The 10,805-nt window shown below is 61.9% G+C and carries 9 protein-coding genes and 1 tRNA gene; 5 read left to right on the forward strand and 5 right to left on the reverse strand.

Annotation, left to right across the window (positions count from 1 at the left end; genetic code table 11):
- On the reverse strand, nucleotides 1-337 hold a 337-nt coding region (locus AC1DZP_RS34995), incomplete at its 3' end, for an adenylate/guanylate cyclase domain-containing protein (protein WP_477308786.1).
- 437 nt (nucleotides 338-774) lie between these two features.
- A complete protein-coding gene (locus AC1DZP_RS35000) occupies nucleotides 775-1,062 on the reverse strand; it encodes a helix-turn-helix domain-containing protein (RefSeq protein WP_477308788.1) in 288 nt (95 codons plus the stop codon).
- 84 nt (nucleotides 1,063-1,146) lie between these two features.
- Here AC1DZP_RS35000 and AC1DZP_RS35005 point away from each other — a divergent pair, with 84 nt between their 5' ends.
- Both AC1DZP_RS35005 and AC1DZP_RS35010 read left to right on the forward strand, forming a co-directional pair.
- Entirely contained in the window at nucleotides 1,147-1,851 is a 705-nt protein-coding gene (locus AC1DZP_RS35005; RefSeq protein WP_477308790.1) for a hypothetical protein, read from the forward strand.
- A gap of 385 nt (nucleotides 1,852-2,236) precedes the next feature.
- On the forward strand, nucleotides 2,237-3,826 hold the full coding sequence (locus AC1DZP_RS35010) for a recombinase family protein (protein WP_477308792.1): 1,590 nt from the start codon (nucleotides 2,237-2,239) through the stop codon (nucleotides 3,824-3,826).
- Here the strand turns inward: AC1DZP_RS35010 and AC1DZP_RS35015 are convergent.
- Together AC1DZP_RS35015 and AC1DZP_RS35020 are read right to left on the reverse strand one after the other, a co-directional pair.
- Nucleotides 3,794-3,867 (reverse strand) — tRNA-Gln (locus tag AC1DZP_RS35015). The genes AC1DZP_RS35010 and AC1DZP_RS35015 overlap by 33 nt on opposite strands.
- Nucleotides 3,868-4,046: 179 nt before the next feature.
- Nucleotides 4,047-4,979, reverse strand: a complete 933-nt coding sequence (locus tag AC1DZP_RS35020) for a lysylphosphatidylglycerol synthase domain-containing protein (protein ID WP_477308794.1) — start codon at nucleotides 4,977-4,979, stop codon at nucleotides 4,047-4,049.
- Between the two features lie 379 nt (nucleotides 4,980-5,358).
- Between AC1DZP_RS35020 and AC1DZP_RS35025 the strand changes: the two genes are divergently transcribed.
- Nucleotides 5,359-6,708: a Ppx/GppA phosphatase family protein gene (locus tag AC1DZP_RS35025; protein ID WP_477308796.1), complete on the forward strand. Its 1,350-nt coding sequence runs from the start codon at nucleotides 5,359-5,361 to the stop codon at nucleotides 6,706-6,708.
- A 119-nt stretch (nucleotides 6,709-6,827) separates the two neighbouring features.
- A complete protein-coding gene (locus AC1DZP_RS35030) occupies nucleotides 6,828-7,574 on the forward strand; it encodes an RlmE family RNA methyltransferase (protein WP_477308798.1) in 747 nt (248 codons plus the stop codon).
- A gap of 21 nt (nucleotides 7,575-7,595) precedes the next feature.
- Here the strand turns inward: AC1DZP_RS35030 and AC1DZP_RS35035 are convergent, their stop codons facing one another.
- The gene (locus tag AC1DZP_RS35035) at nucleotides 7,596-9,017 is read right to left on the reverse strand and encodes a DHA2 family efflux MFS transporter permease subunit (protein WP_477308800.1); all 1,422 of its coding nucleotides are present in this window, start codon (nucleotides 9,015-9,017) and stop codon (nucleotides 7,596-7,598) included.
- A gap of 302 nt (nucleotides 9,018-9,319) precedes the next feature.
- On the opposite strand from AC1DZP_RS35035, the gene guaB reads away from it, so the two are divergent.
- Nucleotides 9,320-10,805 (forward strand): IMP dehydrogenase (guaB, locus tag AC1DZP_RS35040; RefSeq protein ID WP_477308802.1); only part of this gene is annotated, 1,486 nt, incomplete at its 3' end.

A 10,805-nucleotide genomic window follows, 5' to 3' on the forward strand; every position in this document is an offset into this window, starting at 1 on the left:
ACGACGTCGCCCAGGTTGTGCCCAGGTTGACTCCAATGCGCAGCACGATCTGGAGACCGTCCGACTGGTCAGCATTTCCGGCAGCCATGCGTTCTTGCAGCCGTGCGGCGCACTCGACTGCGTCCACAGCGCTGGCAAACTCAATGAGAGCACCATCACCTACCAGCTTGATGATCCGGCCACCGTGATTGGCGACCGTCGGTTCGAGAACGGTTTTCCGTCGATCCTTCAGTATCGCTAGCGTGCGGGCTTCGTCCTGCTGCATCATGCGGCTATAGCCGACCACATCGGCGGCCAGGATGGCGGCAAGGCGACGTTGAGCGCGTTGTTCAGCCATACTGCGCGATGGCTCCCAAGGCAGGAACTATCCGTAATTGTATTGCGGCGCCGCGGACATGTCCATCTGGCCGGATTTGTCGAATGGGCCAAGAGGGCGGGTTGCCCACCGCCCTGACCACCAAAGGTAAGATTTTCGACGCTGCTGCCTAAGACCTGGCAGTCGGCTTGCCGCCCACGGCCTTTTTAGTGGAACGACTGCTCGCGGGAAATGGTGCGACCAGCCTCTATGGCGGGAAGGGGGCGCTGAGCCGCTTTTGAAACGGCGGCGCGTCGATGTCCGCAATGGGGTCGGGCGCAGAAAGGCAGCTTACCGCTGGGCGATCACCGAAACCGGACACAGGAAGCGGCCCCTTAGCGGACTGAAGTTAGGCTTTTCCGATCCCGCCAACGATCGCTCTTCGGAAAGACTCCATAGCAGAACGGCTGTTGGTGGTGTCAGCTGTCGTCCAGTCGAAGCGCAAGGCGGACGCCTGGTCCCCCTCCATTCTGCGAAATGAATTCGATCCCCGCCGCTTCCAACGCAGAAGATATCGCCTGAAGTGTTGCCGGCCTAGGGAGCGTTTGAGAGCTTTCAATTCTGGCGAGCGTCCGAACTGTCACTCCGGAGGCGTTCGCCAGGTCCTCTCTCGTCCAGTCAATCAAGGCCCGAGCTGCTCGGATCTGCTGAGGCAGTATGTCCGTTTTCATGACATTCATCTTGTTAAAAGTCACAAAAAGTGACATAAACGATGGTGACTAGCGGCCGCACCGGTGCTCGATACACTCGGTGCGGCCTGACCACTACCAAGCTGTTTAGGAGCTCGGATCATGGCTGATTCCGACAATACCACGCCTTTGTCTTTCGTCACCCGCAGGAGGGTACTTGGTGCAACGGCGATTGCAATCTTAGGATGGGAAAGAGGTGCTTTTGCCGACAAGGCGCCGGCAGCAGCGGTACCTTCCGATCCCGCGCTGGCGATTTGGCGAGAATGGCGCACTGCTCACGAACTGAGCGAGCGCCTCTGCAATCAAAGTGCGCACTTGGAACGCACGCTTGTGGAGACCATCGGCTACCCTTGTGTGACCGTCCAGTTGCCCGGTGGCGAGAATCTGACGGTTCATTCTATCAGGGCACTCCGCGAGGTGCTCAATGCTGATGCGGAGGCCGATGACGCTCGCGCCGATGCAGAAGCCAGTTTGGAGGCTCATCAGGCACGCTGGAATGCCGCCGAAAAGCGAATTGGCTATTCGGCCGTGACAGAGGCGGAAATCACGGCAGCCGATCGAGCCGAAGAATTGCTCGAAGCCTTGGCTGCGGCACCTGCCACCTCCCTTACCGGCGTAGCGGCCAAATTGAATGCGGTGCTTCTTGAGAGCGAGGTGCGGGAGGGAGGCGTAGAGTTTCCCTGGCCGCAGATTCGCTCGGCCTTCGACGATGTCATGCGGCTGGGCCAAGAAGGCGCGCTCGCGTCGGCAGATCAAGACTGTTTTTCGTCCGCGCTCAGACCGACGGAACCCGGAAGGGAAGGGTAGGGGTTTAGCCCCTAGCCGTCCAAGGCGGCGGCGCGGAAAAGGCGGCTGAAGCGTACACATCGGCCATTCGAGATTGGAGAGAAATCGGCGATCCTTGCCTGGTGCTGCAAAGCGACTGAAACCGGGCACAGACGATGAAGAGACCAAGGAACGCCTGTCGGTCGGTTGAGACGACCCTGTCTCCACAGAATTGCGCCGTGGATGGTGCCTTCTTGGATAGAACGGCTCAGTTGTTCGAGCAGCGCACTGGCCGAAAGCTCACCAGGGAGGATGCGCGCCAGATCGTGGAAAACGTCACCGGGTTCTTCCGCCTCCTTTCCGAATGGCAAAATATGGAATGAGCGAGGCTTCACCTCGCTCCGCCCTCAGGAGACGAGGCTAAGAGATGGTCAAGAAAACTGCGCAGATTGCAACTCGCAGCGGCTTGGTGAAGGCGCTGCTCTATGCTCGGGTCTCCTCTAAGGAACAGGAGAAGGAAGGCTTTTCCATCCCTGCCCAATGCAAACTTCTGAGGGAGTATGCGGCTCAGAAGCAGTTTGGTATTGCCCAGGAATTCATAGACATTGAGACTGCCAAAAGCAGCGGGCGGACCAACTTCAACGAGATGGTCAAATACCTTCGGAAGCACCCTGGCGTGCGGGTTGTTCTGGTTGAGAAGACCGACCGTCTCTATCGCAATTTGAAAGATTGGGTGACGCTCGACGAACTTGACGTCGAGATCCACCTCGCCAAGGAAGGCGTGATCCTCTCACAGGACTCGCGCTCGTCCGAAAAGTTCATGCACGGCATCAAAGTGCTGATGGCTAAGAACTATATCGACAATCTCTCGGAGGAAGCGCGCAAAGGGCAGATGGAGAAGGCGGAGCAGGGAATCTGGCCGACCAAGGCTCCGCTTGGCTATCTCAACGTCACAGGGAGCGACGGCAGGAAGGTCATTGAACCGGACGCTGAGTTGGCGCCGATGATAACGAGGCTGTTCGAGCGCTACTCAACTGGCGGATATTCTCTCAAGGCAATCACGAAGGCAGCCCACGCGGAAGGCCTTGTGTATCCGAAGAGTGGGCATCCGGTTCCGGTGAGCACGGTGCACTCGATTCTGCGCAATCGTCTCTACACCGGATTGTTTCAATGGAACGGCAAGCTGCAGCACGGCAAGCACGAGCCGCTGGTGTCGATCGAGCTATGGGAGCGGGTCCAAGGTGTGCTGATGGGCCGACATGCGACGCCTATCCATTCCTACGGCTATGAATTTGCCTTCGGCGGCCTGATGACCTGTGCCAGATGCGGCTGCGCGGTAGTGGCCGAGATCAAGAAAGGCAAATACGTCTATTACCACTGCACCGGTCACAGCGACAAAGGCCGTGGTGGCTATGCCGAGTGCCGCCGCAAGTACGTCCGCGAGGAGGTCCTCGAAGAGACCTTTGGCGGCTTGCTGGACAAACTTCATTTCGATGAGGAGGTGCTGGATTGGGTCCGCGACGCGCTCAAAGCCAGCCACGCCGATGAGCGGAAGGAGCAGGAACAGGCGATCCTGCGATGCCAGAAGGAATACAAGCGCCTCGAGGATCGGCTCCAGGCAATGTACCTGGACAAGCTCGATGGACGCATCGACAGTGCCTTTTACGATCGGATGTCAGCGCAATGGCGTATAGAACAGACACGCCTGGTACGCGAGATCGAGCGGCACGGCGCAGCCGAGGAATCATACATGGAGGATGGCGTGCGCCTGTTGGAGCTAGCGCGAAATGCCCGGCAACTGTTCGCCCGCCAAGCTCCTGGTGAGAAGAAACGGCTTCTGAATCTGCTACTGTCGAACTGCACGTGGGAAGACGGCGAGGTTCGCGCTGCCTTTCGACAACCGTTTGATTTGCTTGCCGAAACGACTGCGGCGCTATCGACGGATCAGTCCCAAGGGATCGTCGTGTCCAAGGGAGATCCAGTTTGGCTGGGGAACCTGGATTCGAACCAGGACTAACGGAGTCAGAGTCCGTGGGTCTACCGTTAACCTATTCCCCAGCAAGCGCGGTCATGAACCGTGCGGGCCGAGCGGCCAAGCCGCTTGAGCGCTGCCTTGTAGCCGCCAGCGGAAAATAGTCAAGCCTGCTCGGCAGATCAATCGCAACGTTTTGTCGGTCCGTTTTGTAAGTTGGTTCCACGCATTGCGTGGCCCGGGCGACGCCAAGTCCACCCGCGCCTCAGCTCTCGCTTCGGCTGAACTGCGACCGTTCGAAGAACAGCACGATACCAAGGCCCAGAATCAGCGGGATGACAAGGTAGAACAGCCGGAACACCAGCAGTGCCGCCAGCACGCCGACCGGATCCATGTCGGACAGCCCCGCCAGGAACACCACTTCGAACACGCCGAGCCCACCCGGCGCATGCGAGATCTGCGCTATCGAGAACGAGACCAGGAAAACCCCGAGGACGACAAAATAGCCGGGGTTGTGGATCGATGGCAGGGCAAAGAAGATGATCGCAGCCGCCGCCAGCAGTTCGACCGGGCCGATCAGCAATTGCCGCGCGACGATCGGCAGCGCCGGATAGTGCAACTGGAAGCTGGCGATCTTCAGTGGGCGCAGATGCAGCCAGCTACCGAATATGTAGGCAGCGACGAGCAGCAGCATCACGATCCCCGCCGCTTCCGACAGACCGTGATGGGCGATGCCGGAAAACCGGTCGAGAATCTCAGGCTCAAGGACCAATACGAGGCCGGAGGCTAGAATCGTCGACAGCACGAAGGTGATCCAGCAGATCGCCACTAGCACGCCTACATCCTGGCCGGTGAGGCCCCTGGTGCCATAGGCGCGGTAGCGGATGACGGCGCCGGAGAACACCGACCCGCCGATGTTGTGCGACAGCGCATAGGTGGTGAAGGAGCAGAGCGTGACGAACAGCCACGACACTTTCTTGCCGATATGCAAAAGCGCGATGTGGTCGTAGCCGGCGAGCGAGGCATAGGCGACGACCGAACACAGCGCCGCGAGAATCCAGCGGCGAGCCGGAATCGCCGATATCCCGCCCCAGACATCGTCGAGCGAGATGCCGCGCAGTTCGTGCCAGAGCAGGAGCAGCGAGAAAATCACCGCCGCAATGCCGACGACCGGCCAGAAATAGCGTCTCCAGTTCATTGCCTGATTGCCATGCGTTGCGGGTCCGCTTCCTTTGCTGTCGAGAGGCCGGTTGCACCGGATTCCTACGCTCATTTCAGAAATGCCTCATTGAAGCCGGCTATTCAACCGCGAACGCTTTGYGTTGCGGCAGCCGGCAGGAATTGTCTGCGTCGAGGGCGGCCCAACGGGACGCCAGCCGGCATTGCGCCTACCAATCGAGGCTTACGGGTACATTGCGTGGCACGGCCTCAATGGCGGTTCACGCGCCGAGCCGGCAAAATTGAGCGCGCGGCTCTTGGTGATCGGGCGCGGCACTGTTAGTCTGGCGGCAACTTAAAACACGTCAAAGCGCCTGCTGCGTCCGTCATCGGTTCGCGCGGCGCCGGAAGGAACGACAGTGGAAGACCGCGACACCGGCGCCGGCGCGCCGGAGGTGGGTGCGTCCAGCGCTTCGCCAGGGCCAGCAGGCTCATGGCGGCAAAGGCGCCCGACGGAGTCCCGCTCCGCCGACGGGCAGGCGGGCGATGCAACCCATAGCCAGAAGGGCAAGCCCAAGAAGCGGCGCAAGCGAAGGCGCGGGCGCAAGGTTTTTGCGCGCGACGAGGCGCACCCCATAGGAAATCGATCGCCTGTGCCCGGCAACGCCAGTTCGGCGGCGGAAGCAGCAAAACTGCCCAATTTGGTGGTTTTGCCCGCCGTTGCGCCAGCACGGCACGAACCGGGCGCCCACCGGTCGCCGCTGCAGGAGCTTCCGGTGTTTGCGGCTCTCGACCTCGGCACCAACAATTGCCGGCTGCTGGTTGCCGTGCCGACGCGGCATGGCCAGTTCCGCGTCATCGACGCCTTTTCACGCATCGTCAGGTTGGGCGAGGGGCTCACAGCCAACGGCCGGCTCGGCCAGCCGGCGATGGACCGCGCGGTCGAGGCGCTGAAGATCTGCGGCGACAAATTGCGCAACCGCAAGATCAGAAAAGCCCGGCTGATCGCAACCGAAGCCTGCCGCTCGGCTGAAAACGGCGTCGAATTCCTCGACCGGGTCGAGCGCGAGGCCGGCCTGAAGCTCGAGATCATCGATCGCCAGACCGAAGCGCGGCTGGCGGTTTCCGGCTGCGGTTCGCTGGTCGAGCGCGACACGCAAGGCGTCGTCCTGTTCGACATTGGCGGTGGTTCGTCCGAAATCGCGCTGATCGACCTCAGCGGCCGCCGTTCGCCGCGGCTCGCTCACCATATCGTGTCGTGGACGTCGCTGCCGGTCGGCGTCGTGTCGCTGGCCGAGCGTTTCGGCGGCCGCACGGTGACACGCGAGATCTTTGCCGCCATGGTCGACGACGTCGCCAACCGGTTGGCCAGCTTCGACGGTCGCGACCGGTTGAGCCATCTCAAGGCCAGCCCGAATTTCCATCTGCTCGGCACGTCGGGCACTGTGACGACTCTGGCCGGCGTCCACCTTGACCTCGAACGCTACGACCGCCGGCGCGTCGACGGGCTGTGGATGGACCGCGACAGCGTCGACCGCATGGTCGAAAAGCTGGTCGGCTGGGATTTCCAGCAGCGCTGCGCCAACCCTTGCATCGGCGCTGATCGCGCCGATCTGGTGCTGGCCGGCTGTGCTATCCTCGAGGCGATCCGCGCGGTATGGCCGTCGGAGCGGCTGCGCGTCGCCGACCGTGGCCTGCGCGAGGGCATATTGAGCGAACTGATGGCCGATGACGGCGTCTGGCGCAACGATGGACGTGGCAGAGCATGATCCCGAAAAGTGGCGCCCGGTTTTCGGAACAGATCATGCTCAGGCAAGAAGGCGAGCATGAATCCGAAACGTGGCGACCGGTTTTCGGCAGAGACCATGCTCAGGCAAGAAATTAGGCAATGACCAAGAAACCGGAAAAACCAGGGTCTGCGAGCATTCGCGTTCTAAAGACGCGGATCAAGAAGAAGAGCGGCCTGAAGGAATCGTCGCGCCGCTGGCTGCAGCGCCACATCAACGATCCCTATGTCCAGCGCTCTAAGGCGGATGGCTATCGCTCGCGCGCGGCCTACAAGCTGATCGAGATCGACGACAAGCATCATCTGCTGAAACCCGGCATGAAGGTGATCGATCTGGGTGCTGCCCCCGGCGGCTGGTGCCAGGTCGCGGCGGCGCGCACGAAATCGACGGCCGACAAGCCGCATGTCGTCGGCATCGACTATCTGGAAATGGATGCCGTTCCCGGTGCGCCGGTGCTGTTGATGGATTTCCTCGATCCGCTGGCACCGCAGAAGCTGGCCGAGGCGCTGGACGGCGACCCGGATGTCGTGCTGTCCGACATGGCGGCACCCACCACCGGCCACAAGAGGACCGACCATATCCGCACCATGCATCTGTGCGAGGTGGCGGCCGATTTCGCGCTGTCGGTCCTGAAGCCGGGCGGGCATTTCCTCGCCAAGACCTTCCAGGGCGGCGCAGAAAACGAACTGCTCTCCATGCTCAAGCGCAATTTCCGCTCGGTCCATCACGTCAAGCCGCCGGCGTCGCGCGACGAATCGGTCGAGCTCTATCTGTTGGCCAAGGATTTCAAGGGACGCACGGCGCCGGATGGTGCCCAAAGCGCTGAGCAGGAGCCGTCCGAAGGCTGACGGCTGCCTTCCGGGCCGGCATCAATTGCCAGGCGGGCTCACCGGTTCCAGCGTCTTGGGCGTGCTCAGCCGGCCATGGCCGGAGATGGCGTTGCCGGCATCGGGCGCCAGCCGCACGAACGACAGCGCCGCCGCCGCCGATACAGCCGCGACGATGAAGAAGGCGATGTGGAAGTCGTCCAGCGAAAGCGGACCGCCATGGATTGACGTCGAAACTTCCAGGATGCCGCCGGCCAGCGCCACGCCGAGCGCGATCGAAAGCTGCTGGAAGACAGCGGTAATCGGCGTCGCCTTGCTGGTGTCTTCAGCCGAAACCTCGGCATAGGCAAGCGCATTGACGCCGGTGAAGAACATCGAGCGGATGAAGCCGCCGACCAAAAGCATGGCCAGCATCAGCAGATAGGGCGTGTCGGGTGTGAACAGCCCGTTGATGGCAATCGACGCCGCAGCGACCAAGGAGCCGACGACCAGCACGCGGCGGAAGCCGGCGACGCGGAAGATCAGCGCGGTGACGAATTTCATGCCGATGGCGCCGATCGCCGAGACGAAGGTGATCATTCCCGACTGAAAGGGCGTCAGTCCGAAGCCGATCTGGAACATCAGCGGCAGCAGGAACGGCACGGCGCCGATGCCGATGCGGAACAACGAGCCGCCAAGCACAGAGGAACGGAACACCTGGTTGCGGAACAGTTCCAGCGCCAGCAGCGGATTTTTGGCGCGGCGCGCATGGAGCAAATAGAGTGCTCCCGACGCCAGGCCGACTACCACTGTGATGATGCCGACGATCGGCGGTAGATATGGCAGGCTGACCACCGACAGGCCGAACACCACGCCCGATGCCGCCAGCCCGCTCAGCACGAAGCCGATGAAATCAAGTGGCGGGTTCTGCGTTGGTTCGGTCTGCGGCAGGAAGCGCGTCGCCAGCCAGATGCCGATCAGGCCTATCGGGACATTGATCAGGAAGATCCAGTGCCAGGTGAAATAGGTGGTGATGAAGCCGCCGATCGGCGGTCCGACCAGCGGCCCGACCAGCGCCGGAACGGTCAGCCAGGACATAGCCGCGACCAGCTCACTCTTCGGTGTCGCGCGCACCAGCACCAGTCGCCCGACCGGTGTCATCATGGCGCCGCCAATGCCTTGCAGGAAACGTGACACAACGAAAGCCGGTAGCGAACCGGAAAGGGCGCAGGCGATCGAGCCGACGATGAAGACCGCGATCGCGGCACGAAAGACATTCTTGGCGCCGAAGCGATCGGCCATCCAGCCACTGATCGGAATGAAGATCGCCAGCGACACCAGATAGGCCGTCAGCGCCAGCTTGAGCGCGATCGGGCTGGTATGGATGTCGATGGCGATCGCCGGCAGCGATGTCGCGATGACGGTCGAATCCATGTTCTCCATGAAAAGAGCGACCGCCAGGATGAGCGGGATGGTGCGGTTCAAGGAACGCGTCCGAACTGGATGTTTCGTCGTCAAATGCTTGCCGACCTTGGGGGCGAGCCGACACGAAGGGCGGTTATCACGGCTTGGGGCGGATGTCGCATTAATTTGCGGTCACTTTTGTGCGACCGCAATCGCAGATGGCGTCCGTTCGGCGTCACGTCACCTTTACGGGAGCGTGAAATCATCGGCTTTTCATCGGCGGCGGGACGTGTTACGAGCCAGCGCCAATCCTGAAAGGGAAGAAGACGAGTCGGCGCTGTCCATCCTGGTCAAGCGCTTTTTCTGTATTCCGAGGACTGGCCATGGCAAAAATCATCGAAACGTCCACCGGCGCACTGGCGCTCACCTTTGACGACGTGCTGCTACAGCCCGGTCATTCAGAGGTCATGCCGGGCGAGACCGATGTCCGCACGCGCATTGCCGGCGACATCGACCTCAACGTGCCGATCCTGTCGGCGGCGATGGACACCGTCACCGAAGCGCGGCTTGCCATCGCCATGGCCCAGGCCGGTGGCATTGGCGTCATCCACCGCAATTTCTCGCCGGCCGAACAGGCCGAGCAGGTGCGGCAGGTCAAGAAGTTCGAATCCGGCATGGTGATCAATCCCGTCACCATCGGCCCCGACGCCACCCTTGCCGACGCGCTTTCGCTGATGCGGACCTATTCGATTTCGGGCATTCCGGTGGTCGAGAATGGCGGCACCGGCGGCCAGAAGATCGGTCGGCTGGTCGGCATCCTGACCAACCGCGACGTGCGCTTCGCGTCCGATCCGGCGCAGAAGGTCTACGAACTGATGACGCGTGAAAACCTGATCACGGTCAAGGAGAATGTCGACCAGGACGAGGCCAAGCGCCTCCTGCATCAGCACCGAATCGAAAAACTGGTCGTCGTCGACAGCCGAGGCAATTGCGTCGGGCTGATCACCGTCAAGGACATCGAGAAATCGCAGCTCAACCCGCACGCCACCAAGGACGCGCAGGGCCGCTTGCGCGCCGCCGCCGCCACCAGCGTCGGCGATGACGGTTTCGAGCGCGCCGAACGTCTCATCGATGCCGGCGTCGACCTTCTGGTCATCGACACCGCGCACGGCCATTCGCAGCGCGTGCTGGACGCGGTGGCGCGCGCCAAGAAGCTCTCCAACTCGGTTCGCATTCTGGCCGGCAACGTCGCCACCGCCGAAGGCACGCAGGCGCTGATCGACGCCGGCGCGGATGCCGTCAAGGTCGGCATCGGCCCGGGCTCGATCTGCACCACCCGCATCGTTGCCGGCGTCGGKGTGCCGCAGCTTTCGGCCATCATGTCGGCGGTCGAGACGGCGCACAAATCAGGCGTCTCGGTGATYGCCGACGGCGGCATCAAATATTCCGGCGATCTGGCCAAGGCGCTCGCCGCCGGCGCCAGYGCAGCCATGATCGGCTCGCTGCTGGCCGGCAYCGATGAAAGYCCGGGCGAGGTCTATCTGCATCAGGGCCGCTCCTTCAAGGCCTATCGCGGCATGGGYTCGGTCGGCGCCATGGCGCGCGGCTCCGCCGATCGCTACTTCCAGGCCGAGGTGCGCGACACGCTGAAACTGGTCCCGGAAGGCATCGAGGGGCAAGTTCCCTACAAAGGACCTGTGTCTGGCGTGCTGCACCAGCTTGCAGGCGGGCTGAAAGCCGCTATGGGTTATGTCGGCGGTCGCGATCTTGCCGATTTCCGCGAACGCGCCACTTTTGTACGCATATCCAACGCCGGACTTCGTGAAAGCCACGCCCATGACGTCACGATTACCCGCGAAAGCCCGAATT

The organism is Mesorhizobium sp. P2_F8 (genome assembly GCF_056403655.1).

Bases quoted from the DNA above. Each gene is read 5' to 3' on its own strand.
- AC1DZP_RS35000 (WP_477308788.1), bottom strand. From the start codon at position 1,062: ATGTCACTTTTTGTGACTTTTAACAAGATGAATGTCATGAAAACGGAC.
- AC1DZP_RS35005 (WP_477308790.1), top strand. From the start codon at position 1,147: ATGGCTGATTCCGACAATACCACGCCTTTGTCTTTCGTCACCCGCAGG.
- AC1DZP_RS35010 (WP_477308792.1), top strand. From the start codon at position 2,237: ATGGTCAAGAAAACTGCGCAGATTGCAACTCGCAGCGGCTTGGTGAAG.
- AC1DZP_RS35020 (WP_477308794.1), bottom strand. From the start codon at position 4,979: ATGAACTGGAGACGCTATTTCTGGCCGGTCGTCGGCATTGCGGCGGTG.
- AC1DZP_RS35030 (WP_477308798.1), top strand. From the start codon at position 6,828: ATGACCAAGAAACCGGAAAAACCAGGGTCTGCGAGCATTCGCGTTCTA.